Source organism: Cryobacterium flavum, assembly GCF_900103805.1.
GTDB lineage: Bacteria > Actinomycetota > Actinomycetes > Actinomycetales > Microbacteriaceae > Cryobacterium > Cryobacterium flavum.
The window spans coordinates 36,867-54,080 of the sequence record NZ_FNIB01000012.1 but is presented as its reverse complement, the minus strand read 5'-3'; the positions used below and the strand labels follow the sequence as shown (position 1 = coordinate 54,080).

Genomic DNA, 17,214 nt, shown 5'->3' with positions numbered 1-17,214 from the left:
GGTCAGCTTGGTGGGCCGCCGGATAGAGAAGAGGGCGTTCTACGACGCAGCGAGCACAACTACGCACTCGCAAGTACTCCCACTCTAGCGGATGCTGTCAAATCGGCTCCGTGCCCACCCGTTTTTACCCTCGTATCCGGGGTGCTGGACCGAACTGCGGAGCTTTTCGGAAAATTCGGACAATATCGCACCCGGAGGCGCGCGAATCGGTGAATTCTCCGCAGTTATGAGCGGGCACCCGGATAGCTAGGAGTGGTCGCCGTGGTAGAGCTCGCCGACGGGCACCGGGGTGTCGATGATGTTGCCGACCTGCGGCAACGGGCAGGCCCACATCGGGTCGTACGCGCAGGAGGGATTGTAGGCGAAGTTGAAATCGAGAATGAGGGTGTCGTCGCCAACACCCGGGCCGAGATCAGCGCCCTTCATGGTGTCGAGCAGGTAGCGCCCGCCGCCGTAGGTTCCGTCGTTTTTGCCGGCCAGGGCGTCTTTCAGCGGCAGGAAAAGTCCGCCGCCGTAGCTGGCGAGCCGCCACACGTCGAGCGAGCCGAGGTACGGCAGCCGCACGGTTCCGACCAGATCGAACGGCACGGTGCCGTCGGTTCCGGTCTCCACCTGCATGCGATACGGCTGCTCGGCGCGGTGAACCTCGACCTCGAACCGCCAGTCCGGGTCGTAGGCGGCAATCGGAAGCCCGGTGAATGCCGAGCGGTCATCCGGCAGTAGCGGCGACGACGGATGCCCGGCGAACAGTTCGTCGCGCCCGGAACGCCACAGATCGTGCCCGCTCTTCGGGCTGCTCGCGCTCAGTTGCCGCACCCCGGCATACAGTCCGGTCACGCGACGGCGCCAGTCGGCGATCTGCAAGGCTCCGAGGGAAGAACTCATACGGGCTACGCTACCGCCGCCGGGCGCGGCGCACAGCAGGCATCCGCTAGTCGCGGGCGGTTTCGGCGGTGCCGGTGGAGTCCGCTGACTGCGCCGGCGGCACGAAGTTCGGGTCGTCGATGCCGAGGTCGTGCTGCCAGGTGGGGGCGAGGCGCTTGAGCCGCAGCAGGCGCCACTGCCAGAACGCCCAGAAGGTGGGCCAGAGCGCGAGCGTGGCAGGCCGCCCGCGAAAGATGAGCTGGTCGCGGTAGAGCGTTTTTCCGGTGCCGGCCGGGTCGGGCGCGATGGCCATGCGGTGGTCCCACAGCGTGACCGCGCTGAGCGCACCGGATACCCCGCGGCCGGTGTCGCGCAGAATGCGCACTCCGTCGGGTCGGTGCGTGGAGTCAGCGAGTCGAATGACCTGGGTGCCCATCGGTACGAGGCCGAGCGCGGTGAACACGGCGGGGTGTTCGCCGGGCTCCCAGCGGGTGGGAAAACCGTCGGCTTCGAGGGACTCGACCGCCATGAACGGGCTGCTCACCTCCCGAAACACGGCGGGGCTGTGAATGGCGTGCCAGGCGGCATCCGGTGTGCAGTCGAGGATCTCTTTCAGCAGTACGCGCATGGTTCTAGTTTGGTCTGACGACGGCATGCAGTACAACTAGACAGGTGGCAATTCGGTTCTGGCTGGGCGTTGTGCATCGCGAGCATGTGCTGCGCGGTGTTGATTTGGGAATTGCCCGCGCCAACCGTGGTGCCGGCGACATGATCGCGCAGATGGGCGAGGCTGACGGTATCGTCTACTACTCGCCGAAGACCGCGATCGAGGGCGAACCGCTCAAGGAATTCACCGCGATCGGTCGCATAGCGGATGCCTACGCGTACCAGGTCGGCGACCCGGGTAACGAATTTCGTCCGTGGCGACGCCGGGCGGACTACGACCTGGATGCCTGGCCCACCAGCATCCGCCCGCTGTTGCCCGTGTTGCAACTGACCCGCGACAACCTCAGCTGGGGTTTTCAGCTGCGAGCCGGCGTGCTGGAGATCTCGCGGCACGACTTCGAGATGATTCGGCAGCAGATGCGCCGGCCCTCCGCCGACGACCGGTAGGGCGTTTGGTCAGTAATCCCTTATTAGACTCAAGCCCATGAATGGCGATCTCTGGTGGGTACCCTCGGTCATCGTTATCGGCCTCGTTGTGGCCGGAGTCTGGGCGCTGGTGGGCGCCTCGCGGCGGCGCACCCGGGCCAGGCTCTGGCAGGTGAGAGCAGTGGCCACCGAGCTGGAACGCAACGCGTCGAGCAGCCTGGTGCGCGCCGACGACGTGGTGCAGGACGCCACCGACGAACTCAGCTTCGCGATCGCGCAGTTCGGGGAATCGGCAACGCGGGAGTTCGCCACCGCGCTCGCGACCTCGAGGCGACAGCTCAGCGATGCCTTCGCGCTGCAGCAGAAACTCGATGACGCGGTGCCGGACAGCGCTCTCGAGCGCAACCGCTGGAACCACCAGATCGTGCAGCTCGCCGACGAAGCGACCGGTCGGCTGACCAACCAGGCCCGCGATTTCACGGCCAAACGTGGTGTGGAGCGCAATGCGCCGCAGCAGATCGACGAACTGCGCCGTCGACAGGGCCGGGTGTCCGACCGCGTTGCGGGCGGAGCGAGCACCCTCACGAGGCTCGGCCTCAGCTATTCGGCCGCCGCGCTCGCGCCGATCAGCGGCAACGTCGACCGGGCCCGCACGGCTCTAGACGCTGCGCGGGCGAGCGCCGATGCGGCGGCGGCGCGCCTGGCAGCTACTGAGCCGGTCGGCGAGCAGCTGCAGGCAGCCGAGCACGCCCTGTTCCAGGCGACGCAGCTGCTCGACGCGATCGAAACCGGCGAAGACCAGCTCCACCGCGGCTTCGCAAACCTGCAGAAGGCGCTGGATGCTGCCGGTACGGAACTCGCCGAAGCCCGTGCCCTGCGCGATGGCCACGAAGAGTCCGACACGAGCGCGTCGCTTAACCAGGTCATCGCCGACGCCGCCTCCGTGCAGGCGTCTCTCCGCGAGCCCGGGCGGCCGAGCGACCCGGCCGCGGATCTGGTGACCCTCGAGGCCGCGATGAACGGGCTGGACAGCATCCGCTCGGAGGCGCGCAACCGCCAGCTGCGCCTCGACAACGCGCGCACCGCCCTGGCCGGGGCGCTGCTCACCGCGCGCAGCCAGATCACCGTCACTCGCGACTTCGTGGCCGCGCACCGCGGACGGGTGCAAGCTGCAGCCCGCACGCGCCTGGCCGAGGCCGAGCGGCAGCTGGCGCTCGCCGTGGCCGAAAGTGACCCGGTGACCGCGCTCGACACCGCGCGCCGGGCGATGACCCTCGCAACGGATGCCGACGCCCTCGCCCGCTACGACACGCACTGAACCCGGCCGGTGACGCACTAGGGCCCAGCGGATGCCGCGGCCCGGCGCCGGATCGCCGGTGTGATCTCCCGCCTGAGCCAGGTGATGGCGTGCGCTTGGTCGAACCGGCGGGCGCAGAGCCCGCAGGCCAGGGGCCGGGTGGGCTGCCGGTACCGAAAGTGGGTGTGCCCGGCGGGGCAGGTGCCCACCCACGGCGCGAGCTCATTGGCGATCTCACCGTCGTGGGTGCGCTTGCCGTCGTAGCCGAGGTCGTGTGCCATCTTCTTCCACCGCGGGCCGTGTCCGGCGCGCGGGCCGGCCAGGGCATGCGCGAGCTCGTGCAGCAGAATTTGGTAGACGTCGTCGTCGACGTAGCGCGAGGCGAGGTAGCGCGACACGGTGATGTGCTTCTTGCTGAAATTGCAGAGGCCCGCCCGCTTCTTCGCGTTGTCGAAGCCGAAAGTCCAGCTGGGGTCGAGGTGCAACACGATGAGTGCGTCAGCCCAGCGGCGCACCTGAGCGAGGTCGGCCATTAAGGACCAACCTGAACTTGGCGCAACTCGACTTGGTAGAGCCGGTCGTCACCGGCCGCCGGCGAGCCCCGGCCATCCGTGTTATTACTCACAAACCACAGTGTGCCAGCAGGCCCGGGCACCACGTCGCGCAATCGACCGAAACTGTGCGCAAACCACTCGGTGGGGGTGGCTGTGGAGGAGTCCGTCGTGATCGGGATGCTCCACAGCCGTTCTCCGCGCAGGCTCGCCATGAAGATGGTGTCGTTCACGATGGTGATGCCGCTCGGGCTGGCCTGGTCGGTCGACCACTGCTGCTCCGGGTCGATGTACGCCGAGTTGCCGGCCTGGCCTTCGACCAGCGGCCAGCCGTAGTTGCCACCGGGAACGATGCGGTTGAGCTCGTCCCAGGTGTTCTGGCCGAACTCACTCGCCCAGAGCTGTCCGTGCGAATCCCACGCCAAACCCTGCGGATTCCGATGCCCGAACGAGTACACCAGCGTGCCGAACGGGTTGTCGTCGGGTACCTGCCCGGTCGCGGTCATGCGCAGGATCTTGCCACCGAGGGCATCAAGGTTTTGGGCGTTGACGGTGTCTCCCGCGTCGCCAGCGGTCGCATAGAGCAGGCCGTCCGGGCCGAACGCGATGCGCCCTCCGTTGTGGTTGCCGGCCCGGGGGATACCGCTCAGAATGACGGTGGGCGCCCCCAGGGTGTGGCTGCCGGGGGAGCCGGCCAGCGGCATCCGCTCGATGCGGTTGTCGTTGGCCGTGGAGAAATAGGCGTACACCCAGCCGTCTCCGCCGGGGGCTGCTTCGTCGGCCAGAAAGGCCAGGCCGAGCAGGCCGCCTTCACCGTTCGGCTGCGCGGCCGACACTTTTCCCGCCTCACGCAGGCTGCCGTCGGTCAGCAGCTCCCGCACCCGGGTCGTGTCGCGTTCGCTGATCAGCGTGGCGCCGTCTGGCAGCCGCAGAATCGACCAGGGCGCCTCGAGTTCCGAGGCGATGACGACCGGTTCGCCGAGCGGATGCACCGGCGCGAGCGGGCCGGCGTCCGTCGCGGTCGGTGCGGGCCCGGCTGGTGTCGAGGTCGACGGAGTAGCGCTCGGCGCGTCCGCGCTGCAGGCGGCCAGCACGAGAACCAGCAGGGTTGCAGATGCGACGGCCGCCGCTCGCCCAAAAGTCACCGTTCACCTCGCCTTCGTGGTGAACACAGCATGCCGTAGAACTCGCTCGGGGGCCACTGTCTCCGGCCGACGGGCAGCACAACTCCTGCAATTTCTGGCTGAGCGCATCGGGCGCCGCGTATTTTCGGACCTGTATCGAGCGCCCGCTGCGAATTGCAGGAGTTTTGCGCGGCAGCCAAAGTGGAAGGTGGTCAGGCCGCGGACCCGCGGGCCGCAATGTGCGATTCAACGACGGCCACGGCGAGCAGCGAGCTGTCGAGTTCGTCGGCGTCGGCGCCGTCCTTCTCCCGAAGAAACACGGCCGCGGTGAAGTCAGCCAACGCGACCTCGAGGTTGCCCTGGTCGAAGTACACCTTGCCGCGGTGCTGCCGGGCATAGGCGGCGAGGCGGGTCCACTCGTGCACCTCGGAGTCGAGTATGCAGTGCGTCAGCTCGCTCGCGGCCTCATCGAGCTTGCCCTGAAATTGCAAAACCTGCGCACGACGGATGCGACTGGCCACCGCCTGCTCCCGGTTGCCGGTAAAGCGGGACTGCCGCAGCGCCTCATTCGCGATCTCCCAGGCCTCATCGAGCCGCCCGACCAGCCGCAGCAGGGCGACCTTTTCGTTGAGGGCGGCCAGGCTGCGCAGATTGCCGAGTTCGACGAGTCGCTCGCCAGCGGCCAGCAGGTCGACTTTTTCGCGCAGGGTGATGGGATCGTAACCGATGATGAAGCTCAGGGTGTGTTCCTGTATTGACGAGGGCGGCCGCGGCCGCAGGGGAAAGAACGGGTGTGCCCAGAGTACCGCCGCCGGTGAGAAACCGGCCGAAGCCGGGGCGGTGTCGCGCCGGTGGGGGTCGCATCGGGGGAGTTATCTAGGGCAACGTTCACAACTGCGGAGATCTGGGCTGATTTGTCAAACCAAGGGGTGCGGTGACCCGAATTGTGCAGAATCTCCGCAGTTCGGAACGGATGCTCGGCTAGTGCCCGATCTGGAAGACCGTGCGGCCGGGCAGCGGCGACTGCGTCGAGGTCTCATCGGTCGCCACGAGCGAACCGGCCATGAACGCCTTCAGCTCGGCGCCCTCGATCACCTTCGCCGGGTGCGGCCCGTTAGCGAGCAGCCGCGGAATCCAGTTGAGGTCGATCGGCGTGTGCGCCGCCACGAACACGATGTTGCCAAAACGGCGGCCCTTGAGCACCTGGGTCTCGGCGAATCCGATCACGTGCGGGAACACCGCGGAGAGGGTGGCGGCCTGGCCACGCGCGAACGCGAGGCCGGGGCCATCCGCTACGTTGACTGCGAGCACGCCGCGCGGCGACAGCAGCGGGGCGGCGAGCGCGAAGAACTCACGGCTGGTCACGTGCTTGGGGGTGCGCGCGCCCGAGAAGATGTCGACCACGACGAGGTCGACCGCGCCGTTCAGCCCGGCCGGCAGCTTGCCGAGCACCTCGCGGGCGTCGCCGTGGCGCACCCGCAGCTGGGCGCGCTTGTCCCAAGGAAGAACCTCGCGCACGAGATCGATCAAATCGCTCTCGATCTCCACCACCTGCTGGCGCGAGCCCGGTCGGGTCGCCTCGACATAGCGGGGCAGGGTGAGGGCGCCGGCTCCGAGGTGCACGGCGGTGATCGGCTCGTGCGGCTCCCCGAGCAGATCGATGACATGCCCGATGCGCTGGATGTACTCGAAGAAGAGCTCGTCGGGGTGGTCGATGTTCACGTGCGACTGCGGAGTTCCGTCGACCACGAGTTGAAAGCTGCCGGGGGTGAACCGGTCCGGTTCGATCACCGCCGTGTGTCCGCTCAACTTCAATACGACAGAGGGATACCCGTCCGTCGCCACTTCGCCCTTGCGCCCAGTACTCATCCCCCCAGTCTGCGCCCTCTGTGTGTGCGGTACCGGCAACATCCGCTTTCGAGCGACGGGGAAGAGTGGGTTATACCTGAGAATCTGCTCGATCGCAACAATGAGGTGGACACATCAGTCAGGAAGGCATATAGTTAGCCCTTGCGCTCCCAGACAAACTATGCCTTCATATTGCGGTCGGCTTTGCGTGTTCAAGCCACCTTGAGGCACACCTCTTTCGAGGGTCTGCGGAGTCATCACCAATAACAGTAACTAGACCTGACGGGGTCCACGGAGGTTATTTCCTTGGCTGCTGCGCGCAACGCAACCACCAACTCACCCAAGAACGGCCGCTCCCACGAGCGTCTGTCGTTCGCAAAGATCAGCGACCACTTGAACGTTCCGGATCTGCTCGCTTTGCAGACCGAGAGCTTCGACTGGCTCGTCGGCAACGACATCTGGAAGGCTCGCGTCGCCGAGGCCCAGAAGGCCGGACGCCAGGACCTGCCGAATCGCACCGGGCTCGATGAGATCTTCGAGGAGATCTCTCCCATCGAGGACCTCGGCGAAACGATGCAGCTGTCCTTCACCAACCCGGAGCTCGAGCCGGAGAAGTACACCATTGACGAGTGCAAGGAAAAGGGTAAGACCTATTCAGCACCCCTCTATGTGAACGCCGAGTTCATGAACCACCTCACCGGTGAGATCAAGACTCAGACCGTGTTCATGGGTGACTTCCCGTTGATGACCCCCAAGGGCACCTTCGTGATCAACGGCACCGAGCGTGTCGTCGTGTCGCAGCTGGTGCGCTCCCCGGGCGTGTACTTCAACCGCGAGCAGGAGAAGACGTCTGACAAGGACATCTACTCCGCCCGTGTCATCCCGAGCCGTGGTGCCTGGCTTGAATTCGAGATCGACAAGCGCGACCAGGTTGGCGTGCGCATCGACCGCAAGCGCAAGCAGTCCGTGACCGTGTTCCTGAAGGCCCTCGGCCTCACCAGCGAGCAGATCCTTGAGGAGTTCAAGGGCTACGCGTCCATCGAGCTCACCCTCGAGAAGGACAACATCCTTACCAAGGAAGAAGCCCTCAAGGACATCTACCGCAAGCTTCGTCCCGGCGAGCAGGTTGCCGCCGAGGCTGCGCGTGCGCTCCTCGACAACTTCTTCTTCAACTCCAAGCGCTACGACCTGGCCAAGGTTGGTCGTTACAAGATCAACCGCAAGCTCGGCCTCGAAGCGCCGCTGAGTGACTCTGTACTGACGCTGGCGGACATCCTGGCCACCATCAAGTACCTCGTCGCCCTGCACGACAACCAGACCACCCTTCCGGGTCTGCGCGACGGCAAGATGACCGACATCAACATCGACATCGACGATATCGACCATTTCGGTAACCGCCGTATTCGTGCCGTTGGCGAGCTCATCCAGAACCAGGTTCGCACCGGACTGTCCCGCATGGAGCGCGTCGTTCGCGAGCGCATGACCACGCAGGACATCGAAGCGATCACCCCGCAGACTCTGATCAACGTGCGCCCCGTCGTCGCCGCGATCAAGGAGTTCTTTGGTACGTCGCAGCTGTCGCAGTTCATGGACCAGAACAACCCGCTCGCAGGCCTCACGCACAAGCGTCGCCTGTCCGCGCTGGGCCCTGGTGGTTTGTCCCGTGACCGCGCTGGCGTCGAGGTGCGAGACGTTCACCCCTCGCACTACGGCCGCATGTGCCCCATTGAGACCCCTGAGGGCCCGAACATCGGCCTGATCGGTTCGCTCGCCTCGTTCGCGCAGATTAATGCGTTCGGTTTCATCGAGACGCCGTACCGTCGTGTGCAGGGCAACAAGGTCACCGAGACGATCGACTACCTCACCGCGAGTGAGGAAGACGACTTCATCGTCGCCCAGGCCAACGCGCCGCTCACTAAGGACTCGCACTTCGCCGAGGCCCGCGTGCTCGCTCGTAAGAAGGGTGGCGAGGTCGACCTCGTTCCCGCTGAAGATATCGGCTACATGGATGTCTCGCCGCGCCAGATGGTGTCGGTCGCGACGAGCCTCATCCCGTTCCTGGAGCACGACGATGCAAACCGCGCGCTCATGGGTGCCAACATGCAGCGTCAGGCGGTGCCGCTGCTTCTCAGCGACAGCCCGCTCGTCGGAACCGGCATGGAGGTCTACACGGCCATCGACGCCGGTGACGTGCTCACCGCGCTGAAGCCCGGTGTGGTCTCCGAGGTGTCGGCTGACGTTGTTACCATCCAGCTCGATGAGGGCGGCACGCAGGACTACTACCTGCGCAAGTTCTCGCGCTCCAACCAGGGCACGAGCTTCAACCACCGCGTGATCGTCAACGCCGGTGAGCGCATCGAAGCCGGCGAGGTCATCGCCGACGGACCCGCCACCGACCAGGGAGAGCTCGCCCTCGGAAAGAACCTGCTCGTGGCATTCATGCCGTGGGAAGGTTACAACTTCGAGGACGCGATCATCCTGAGCCAGAACCTGGTGAAAGACGACACCCTCTCCTCGATTCACATCGAAGAGTACGAAGTGGATGCCCGCGACACCAAGTTGGGTAAGGAAGAGATCACCCGCGACCTTCCCAACGTGTCTCCGGACTTCCTCGCCGACCTCGACGAGCGTGGCATCATTCGCATCGGAGCCGAGGTTCGCCCCGGCGACATCCTCGTCGGCAAGGTCACGCCCAAGGGCGAGACCGAGCTTTCCGCCGAGGAGCGCTTGCTGCGCGCCATCTTCAACGAGAAGAGCCGCGAAGTTCGCGACACCTCGCTGAAGGTTCCCCACGGTGAGCGCGGTACCATCATCGGTGTCAAGGTGTTCGACTCGCAGGACGGCGACGACGAGCTCGGCTCGGGCGTCAACCAGCGCGTGGTCGTGTTCATCGCCCAGAAGCGCAAGATCACCGAGGGTGACAAGCTCGCCGGCCGTCACGGCAACAAGGGTGTCATCTCCCGCATTCTGCCGATCGAGGACATGCCGTTCCTCGCCGACGGAACCCCGGTTGACATCATCCTCAACCCGCTCGGTATCCCCGGTCGTATGAACTTCGGTCAGGTGCTGGAAACCCACCTCGGCTGGATTGCGAAGCAGGGCTGGAACGTCGAGGGCAAGCCGAAGTGGGCTGCTCGTCTTCCGGAGCACGCCTTCAGCGCCGCCCCCGGCACGAAGGTCGCTACCCCGGTATTCGACGGCGCGCTCGAGATCGAGATCGAGGGTCTTCTGGACTCCACGACCCTGACTCGCGACGGCGAACGCCTCATCGGTTCCTCGGGCAAGACTCAGCTCTTCGACGGCCGCTCCGGCGAGCCGTTCCCGATGCCGGTGTCCGTTGGATACATGTACATCCTGAAGCTCCACCACCTCGTCGACGACAAGATCCACGCACGGTCGACGGGTCCGTACTCCATGATCACGCAGCAGCCGCTGGGTGGTAAGGCGCAGTTCGGTGGACAGCGTTTCGGTGAGATGGAGGTGTGGGCGCTCGAAGCATACGGAGCCGCTTACGCCCTGCAGGAACTCCTGACCATCAAGAGCGACGATATCCTCGGCCGCGTCAAGGTGTACGAAGCCATCGTCAAGGGTGAGAACATCCAGGAACCCGGCATTCCCGAGAGCTTCAAGGTTCTTATCAAGGAAATGCAGTCGCTCTGCCTGAACGTCGAAGTACTTTCGGCCGATGGCACCGCAGTCAGCCTGCGCGACACGGATGACGAGGTGTTCCGCGCTGCGGAAGAACTCGGCATCAACATTTCCACCCGGTTTGAGTCGTCGTCCATCGACGACATCTGAGCTTGTCAAGGCAGGGCCCGCCCCGCAATCTTCGAAAACTTTCCAAGGAGAGAAATTGCTCGACGTAACAACATTTGACGAGCTTCGTATTGGCCTGGCTACCGCAGACGACATCCGTCGTTGGTCGCACGGTGAGGTCAAGAAGCCCGAAACCATCAACTACCGCACGCTCAAGCCGGAAAAAGACGGCCTGTTCGGCGAGCAGATCTTCGGACCCTCACGGGACTGGGAATGCTCTTGTGGCAAGTACAAGCGTGTTCGCTTCAAAGGCATCGTCTGCGAGCGTTGCGGTGTAGAGGTCACGAAGTCATCGGTGCGCCGTGAGCGCATGGGCCACATCGAGCTCGCTGCTCCGGTCACGCACATCTGGTACTTCAAGGGTGTGCCCTCGCGTCTCGGCTACCTGCTGGACATGGCTCCGAAGGACCTCGAAAAGGTCATCTACTTCGCCGCGTACATGGTCATCACGGTGGACGAAGACGGTCGCCACCAGGACATGCCTGGCCTCGAGAACGAGCTTCGCCTCGAACTCAAGACCATCGAGTCCAGCCGCGACTCGCGCATCGCCGATCGCCTGCAGCGCCTTGAAACCGACCTCGCAGCACTGGAGGCCGAAGGCGCCAAGAGCGACCAGAAGAAGCGCACGAAGGACGCCGCCGAGAAGGAAATGGGCCAGGTTCGCAAGTCCCTGGACGAGCAGATCGCGCACCTCGAGCGCGTGTGGGAGGACTTCCGCACCCTCAAGGTCGGCGACCTGAAGCCGGAAGACTCCGTCTTCCACGAGCTCCAGGACCGTTTCGGAATGTACTTCGAGGCCTACATGGGCGCCGAAGCCATCAAGAAGCGCCTTGAGGCTTTCGACCTGGTCACCGAGAGCGAAAACCTGCACCTGCAGATCGCTGAGGGCAAGGGTCAGAAGAAGATCCGTGCCATCAAGCGTCTGCGCGTGGTCAACGCCTTCATCATGACCGGCAACTCGCCGGCCGGAATGGTGCTCGACGTCGTACCCGTGCTCCCGCCGGAACTGCGCCCGATGGTGCAGCTCGACGGTGGGCGTTTCGCCACCAGCGACCTCAACGACCTCTACCGTCGTGTGATCAACCGCAACAACCGCCTGCGTCGTCTGCTTGACCTCGGTGCTCCCGAGATCATCGTGAACAACGAGAAGCGGATGCTGCAGGAGGCCGTCGACGCACTGTTCGACAACGGTCGTCGTGGTCGCCCGGTCACCGGTACCGGTAACCGTGCCCTCAAGTCCCTGAGCGACATGCTCAAGGGAAAGCAGGGTCGTTTCCGTCAGAACCTGCTCGGCAAGCGCGTGGACTACTCTGGCCGTTCGGTCATCGTGGTCGGCCCGCAGCTCAAGCTGCACCAGTGTGGTCTGCCCAAGCAGATGGCACTCGAGCTGTTCAAGCCGTTCGTGATCAAGCGTCTGATCGACCTGAGCCACGCTCAGAACATCAAGGCTGCCAAGCGGATGGTCGAACGCTCACGTCCGCAGGTTTGGGACGTGCTCGAGGAAATCATCCGCGAGCGCCCGGTCATGCTCAACCGTGCACCCACCCTGCACCGCCTCGGCATCCAGGCCTTCGAGCCTCAGCTCGTTGAAGGTAAGGCAATCCAGCTGCACCCGCTCGTCTGCGCGGCGTTCAACGCCGACTTCGACGGTGACCAGATGGCCGTCCACCTTCCGCTCTCGGTTGAGGCCCAGGCCGAGGCACGCATCCTGATGCTCGCCTCGAACAATATCCTCAAGCCGTCTGACGGCCGCCCGGTGACCCTGCCCACCCAGGACATGATCATCGGTCTGCACCACCTCACCACGATGAAGGAAGGTGTGGTCGGAGAAGGCCGCGCATTCTCCACCGTGTCCGAGGCCATTCTCGCGTTCGACCAGAAGTCGCTCGACCTGAACGCCAAGGTGCGCATCCGCTTGACCGACAAGTACTTCACCGAGGGCACGCAGCCCGAAGGCGTCGAGCTGGTCAACGGCCAGGCCGTCGGAACCGTTCTCGTCACCACGAGCCTCGGTCGCGCCATCTTCAACGAGGCGCTCCCGGCCGACTACCCGTACTTCGAAGACGTTGCCAACAAGGTCACCATGTCGACCATCGTCAACGACCTCGCGGAGCGGTACGTCAAGGTGGAGGTTGCTGCAACCCTCGACCGGATCAAGGATGCCGGTTTCTACTGGGCAACCCGTTCCGGTGTAACCGTTGCGCTCAGCGACATCCTCACCCCGCCGAACAAGCCGCAGATCGTTGCCGGCTACGAGAAGCAGGCCGCCAAGGTTCAGGCACAGTTCGAGAAGGGTCTCACGACCGACCTCGAGCGTCGCCAGGAGCTCATCCAGATCTGGACTCGTGCCACGGAAGACGTCGCCGCAGCGATGCAGGCGAACTTCCCGGCCGACAACACGATCAACCGCATGGTCACCTCGGGTGCTCGTGGTAACTGGCTGCAGGTGCGAAACATCGCCGGCATGCGAGGCCTCGTGAACAACCCGAAGGGTGAGATCATCCCTCGCCCGATCATCTCGAGCTACCGCGAAGGCCTGTCCGTCGCCGAGTACTTCATTGCTACTCACGGTGCTCGTAAGGGTCTGGCCGACACTGCTCTGCGTACCGCTGACTCGGGTTACCTCACCCGTCGTCTGGTGGACGTCTCGCAGGATGTCATCATCCGCGAAGACGACTGCGGAACGACGAAGGGCCTTGAACTGCCCATCGCCGGAACAGACGCCACGACCGGTGCGCTCCTGCGGGGCGAAGACGGCGGCCTCCTGGTCGACTTCAACGTCGAGAACGCGGTCTACGCCCGCAGCCTGGCCGCAGCCGCGGTCAACGCTGCCGGTGAGGTCATCGCCGACGCCGGAGACGACGTCGGAGACGTGCTCATCGCGAAGCTCATTATCGGTGGTGTCGAAACCATCAAGGTGCGCTCGGTACTGACCTGTGAGTCGGCTGTCGGTGTGTGTGCGGTCTGCTACGGCCGGTCGCTCGCTACCGGCCAGCTCGTCGACATCGGTGAGGCCGTCGGTATCATTGCCGCACAGTCCATCGGTGAGCCCGGCACCCAGCTGACCATGCGTACTTTCCACACGGGTGGGTCGGCATCCGCTGACGACATCACCCAGGGTCTGCCGCGTGTTCAGGAGCTGTTCGAGGCGCGTACCCCCAAGGGTGCATCGCCCATCGTCGACTCTGCCGGACGCATCACGATCGAGGATTCGGACAAGGGCCGCAAGGTCATCCTGACCCCCGACAGTGGCGACGAAGCTATCGCCTACCCGGTGCTCAAGCGTTCAACCCTCCTCGTTGAGGATGGCCAGCACGTTGAGCTGGGGCAGCAGATCATCATCGGCGCCGTCGACCCGAAGGAAGTTCTTCGCGTCAAGGGCGTTCGCGCGGTGCAGAAGCACCTCGTCTCCGGTGTGCAGGAGGTCTACCGTTCGCAGGGTGTACCGATTCACGACAAGCACATCGAGGTCATCGTTCGTCAGATGCTTCGCAAGGTGACCGTCGTCGAACACGGTGACACCGGACTGCTTCCGGGCGAGCTCGTTGACCGGTTGAAGTACAACGACCTCAACCGCACCGCGCTCACCGAGGGCAAGAAGACGGCATCCGCTCGCCAAGAAGTCATGGGTATCACCAAGGCATCGCTGGCGACCGAGTCCTGGCTGTCGGCCGCTTCCTTCCAGGAGACCACCCGGGTTCTGACCCAGGCGGCCATGGAAGGCAAGAGCGACCCGCTGATGGGCCTCAAGGAGAACGTCATCATCGGTAAGTTGATCCCCGCTGGCACCGGCCTTCCCCGCTACCGCGACGTCACCGTCGAGGCCACGGAAGAAGCCAAGGCTGAGCGTTACCCGAACCGCATCTTCACCGAAGATGCAACGTTCAATGAGGGTGACCTGAGCTTCGTCGACTTCGACAGCTTCTCGTCGGACGACCTGGCGCCGGGTACGTATAACTAACCCGCAGTTCTAAACGGATGGCCCCTGCTTCGGCAGGGGCCATCCGTCGTTTAAGCACTCGAGCGCGGTGCCGGGCAGCGGATGCCGCGTGCTGGCTTCGCGCGCCCGCCCCGCCGCCCGGGCCCACCGTAGGGAACCGGGCCCATGATCTATCCTGGTCCCACTTTCCGGGCCCGGGCCCGGAAAGTAGACGGAGGGCGAAGGGGAGAGGACGGGAAACGGGGTGAAGAGACGTATACTCGGGTTCTACTGCAATTGTGCCCAGTTTGGGGGAGCCGTGTGTGGCAACCCTGACTGAGATTCTTATTCTGCACGGTCTGCTTCCGATCGAAGCTCTCGACACCCTGTTGGCGGGGGATCCGGCCGATGAGGGCGCCGTTCGGCGGCTTGTCGACAGCGGAATTATCACCGAGCTGCAGTTCGCGAAGGCACGAGCCGCCCAGGCTAATCTTCCCTTTGTCGAACTGCTCGAGTATGCGGTCGAGGCGAGTGCCCTCGCCCTCGTGTCGCCGCTGGTCTGTCGACGACACGAAGTGCTGCCAATCGGAATTGAGGGCGGCCGGCTCGTGCTCGCAATGGTGGATCCCGGTAACGTGTTCGCGCTCGACGATGTCGGTGAGGCCTCTCGCATGCGAGTGTCTGCGGTGGTGGCCGAGCGCAGCGATCTGCTCGCGGCGATCGCTCGGTTCCATCGCGCCGACGACGAGCTCAGCAACCTCACGACCACGCTTGAGGAAGAACACGACTCGATCCTGTCGACGCCTGATCCGAGCGATGAAGCCAGCGACGATGCTGCACCCATCGTGCGCTTCGTGAACCTGCTCGTGAGTCAGGCCATCCAAGACAAGGCCAGCGACATCCATATCGAGCCCGGGGAGGTCAGCCTGAGGGTGCGGTATCGCATCGACGGAGTGCTGCACGAGATGCCGAGCGCACCGAAGAGCATTCAGAACGGCGTCATCAGCCGCCTGAAAATCATGGCCGACATCGACATCGCGGAGCGTCGCAAACCGCAGGACGGCCGTATGTCGGTCAGTCACGGCGGCCGCAAGATTGACCTGCGCGACCTGTCACTGCTCGACCACAACTACGACGCCTTCAAGGCGGCTTACTCCAAGCCCTACGGCATGATCCTCGTGACCGGGCCGACCGGGTCGGGTAAATCGACGACCCTGTACACCACCCTCTATTCGGTGGCCAGACCGGAGATCAACGTGATCACGGTCGAAGATCCGGAACGCCTGGTGCTCCACCCGCGCCTCGGCCAGCCGCCGAGCCGTGACATCCTTCAACTGGTAGAGCAGCCCGGTGGCGAGTTCACCCTCGTGGATCTCGGCGATGCTCACATTGACCCAGATCTCTTCGCCTTCGCTGCAGCGTATCTGCCGCTCGGAGCGTTGGCGGGCGTGCTGCTCGGCGCGGAACGGTGACGGGGCTGCATCGGGTTCCTCGATGACACAGAAGATATCCTCGACCGGCTTGTTGAGCACGCTGGCGGGAGCGCCGGTCAGCTCGAACAAACGCCGATTGCCTTCCAGAACGCGGCCGTCGAGGGTCACGATGGCGGTTCCCAACGGGGATGACGCGAACGCCGCTTCGAACCTGGCCTGCATGGCTGTCACTCTCTGTTCAGCCAGCCGCAGGGCCGTGACGCTGGCCAGGTGGCCGACCAGAACGCCGTTGTCATAGGTCGGCGCTGAATGTACCTGCACCCAGTTCACCTGGCCGTTCGGTGTGCGAAACCGCAGACTGGTCTGGTACGCCGTGCCGTCGGCCGCGTGCACGGCCCATTCGCTGCCCACCCGCTCAGTGTCATCGGGGTGCATGGCAGCGGCCCATCCGGAGCCCTGGGACTGCTCGGGGGTGAGTCCGCTAAGCGCCAGCCACTGGTCGTTCGAGGTGAGCAGGCCTCCGGTCGAATCCAGCTGCACGATCCCTGGAGATCCATGGTGGCTGCCTCGTTCGTCGACGCGCACGAAGACAAGGCAAGCGTGATGGCGAGCGGGACGCTGATGGCGGCGATTCTCCCGCCGAGACTCAGAAGTGGAGCGGCATTTTGCCGCGTCAATACTCCATGCCGGGCTTGAGACCGTCCTCCATCTCGAAACAGGGCGAGAAGGAGTCGATTTTCAGAGTCTTCCCAGAGTCCCAGACCCCCGCGCTGTAGGAGTCTCCCTGTGTCGCGATCATGTCTACCCGGAGTGTGCCGCCGCGAACGGCTTTTCGTTCCACGGTCACCCCGGGCTTTTGCTCCCACGCGGATGCGATCGCTTCGATGAGCTCCTCGCCATTCACCTCACCGATCAAAGTGAGGGTCGTGAGGCCGGGCCAGGTATATCCGCCCGCCGAACATCCCATGAGGTGTGCCGTCGTGAACTGAGACTGATCGCCCACATTTTGCGCTGGGACAAGGGCCGCAGCCTCGTCCGCCATCGCCACTGCGATGCCCTTAGCTGTCTGCAGATCCATCATCGCCTCACTTTCCGGGTCCGTCGACGTATACGACGCCAACACTGCTGCCAGCGCGACAATCCCGACGATGGCCGCCCATTTTCCTGTGGGATTCATCCGTAAATCAGCTCCTCAAGATCTACAAGGACCAGTCGATTGTTCACATCCGGAGAGGCCTAGGTTGTTGCTGTCAATCGGAAAGCCCTGCCT

13 protein-coding genes and 1 pseudogene are annotated in these 17,214 nt (G+C 64.4%); 6 read left to right on the top strand and 8 right to left on the bottom strand.

Annotated elements, in window-relative coordinates; translation table 11 throughout:
* Positions 1 to 246: 246 nt before the first annotated feature.
* Together BLS91_RS15550 and BLS91_RS15545 are read right to left on the bottom strand one after the other, a co-directional pair.
* Complete coding sequence (locus tag BLS91_RS15550) at positions 247 to 885, bottom strand: DUF1684 domain-containing protein (RefSeq protein ID WP_092341674.1); 639 nt, start codon at positions 883 to 885, stop codon at positions 247 to 249.
* A 46-nt stretch (positions 886 to 931) separates the two neighbouring features.
* Complete coding sequence (locus BLS91_RS15545; protein WP_174775010.1) at positions 932 to 1,492, bottom strand: hypothetical protein; 561 nt, start codon at positions 1,490 to 1,492, stop codon at positions 932 to 934.
* Between the two features lie 44 nt (positions 1,493 to 1,536).
* Between BLS91_RS15545 and BLS91_RS15540 the strand changes: the two genes are divergently transcribed.
* Together BLS91_RS15540 and BLS91_RS15535 are read left to right on the top strand one after the other, a co-directional pair.
* Positions 1,537 to 1,977, top strand: a complete 441-nt coding sequence (locus BLS91_RS15540; protein WP_092341673.1) for an EVE domain-containing protein — start codon at positions 1,537 to 1,539, stop codon at positions 1,975 to 1,977.
* Between the two features lie 37 nt (positions 1,978 to 2,014).
* Positions 2,015 to 3,274: a coiled-coil domain-containing protein gene (locus BLS91_RS15535; protein WP_092341672.1), complete on the top strand. Its 1,260-nt coding sequence runs from the start codon at positions 2,015 to 2,017 to the stop codon at positions 3,272 to 3,274.
* Between the two features lie 17 nt (positions 3,275 to 3,291).
* On the opposite strand, the gene BLS91_RS15530 is transcribed toward BLS91_RS15535, so the two are convergent.
* The 3 genes from BLS91_RS15530 to BLS91_RS20760 all read right to left on the bottom strand — a co-directional run bounded on the left by BLS91_RS15530 (position 3,292) and on the right by BLS91_RS20760 (position 5,353).
* Positions 3,292 to 3,786, bottom strand: a complete 495-nt coding sequence (locus BLS91_RS15530; RefSeq protein ID WP_092341671.1) for a SprT-like domain-containing protein — start codon at positions 3,784 to 3,786, stop codon at positions 3,292 to 3,294.
* On the bottom strand, positions 3,786 to 4,949 hold the full coding sequence (locus tag BLS91_RS15525) for a PQQ-dependent sugar dehydrogenase (protein WP_092341670.1): 1,164 nt from the start codon (positions 4,947 to 4,949) through the stop codon (positions 3,786 to 3,788). The genes BLS91_RS15530 and BLS91_RS15525 overlap by 1 nt, the downstream gene beginning before the upstream one ends.
* Positions 4,950 to 5,140: 191 nt before the next feature.
* A complete protein-coding gene (locus tag BLS91_RS20760) occupies positions 5,141 to 5,353 on the bottom strand; it encodes a hypothetical protein (RefSeq protein WP_241983198.1) in 213 nt (70 codons plus the stop codon).
* Between BLS91_RS20760 and BLS91_RS20755 the strand changes: the two genes are divergently transcribed.
* The gene (locus BLS91_RS20755) at positions 5,348 to 5,686 is read left to right on the top strand and encodes a hypothetical protein (RefSeq protein WP_233206061.1); all 339 of its coding nucleotides are present in this window, start codon (positions 5,348 to 5,350) and stop codon (positions 5,684 to 5,686) included. The genes BLS91_RS20760 and BLS91_RS20755 overlap by 6 nt on opposite strands.
* A 223-nt stretch (positions 5,687 to 5,909) precedes the next feature.
* Here the strand turns inward: BLS91_RS20755 and BLS91_RS15515 are convergent, their stop codons facing one another.
* The gene (locus tag BLS91_RS15515) at positions 5,910 to 6,797 is read right to left on the bottom strand and encodes a spermidine synthase (protein ID WP_092341668.1); all 888 of its coding nucleotides are present in this window, start codon (positions 6,795 to 6,797) and stop codon (positions 5,910 to 5,912) included.
* A 285-nt stretch (positions 6,798 to 7,082) separates the two neighbouring features.
* Here BLS91_RS15515 and rpoB point away from each other — a divergent pair, with 285 nt between their 5' ends.
* The 3 genes from rpoB (at position 7,083) to BLS91_RS20750 (ending at position 15,983) form a co-directional block, all read left to right on the top strand.
* On the top strand, positions 7,083 to 10,574 hold the full coding sequence (rpoB, locus tag BLS91_RS15510) for a DNA-directed RNA polymerase subunit beta (protein WP_092341667.1): 3,492 nt from the start codon (positions 7,083 to 7,085) through the stop codon (positions 10,572 to 10,574).
* Positions 10,575 to 10,629: 55 nt separating this feature from the next.
* The gene (locus BLS91_RS15505) at positions 10,630 to 14,553 is read left to right on the top strand and encodes a DNA-directed RNA polymerase subunit beta' (protein WP_092341666.1); all 3,924 of its coding nucleotides are present in this window, start codon (positions 10,630 to 10,632) and stop codon (positions 14,551 to 14,553) included.
* A 257-nt stretch (positions 14,554 to 14,810) separates the two neighbouring features.
* Positions 14,811 to 15,983, top strand: a complete 1,173-nt coding sequence (locus BLS91_RS20750) for an ATPase, T2SS/T4P/T4SS family (protein WP_420838510.1) — start codon at positions 14,811 to 14,813, stop codon at positions 15,981 to 15,983.
* Here BLS91_RS20750 and BLS91_RS21200 read toward each other — a convergent pair.
* Together BLS91_RS21200 and BLS91_RS15490 are read right to left on the bottom strand one after the other, a co-directional pair.
* Positions 15,867 to 16,484, bottom strand: a pseudogene (locus BLS91_RS21200) (PAS domain-containing protein); the annotation flags it as partial. The gene BLS91_RS20750 and the pseudogene BLS91_RS21200 sit on opposite strands and share 117 nt — an antisense overlap.
* Before the next feature lie 133 nt (positions 16,485 to 16,617).
* A complete protein-coding gene (locus BLS91_RS15490) occupies positions 16,618 to 17,121 on the bottom strand; it encodes a hypothetical protein (RefSeq protein ID WP_092341664.1) in 504 nt (167 codons plus the stop codon).
* Between the last annotated feature and the right edge of the window lie 93 nt (positions 17,122 to 17,214).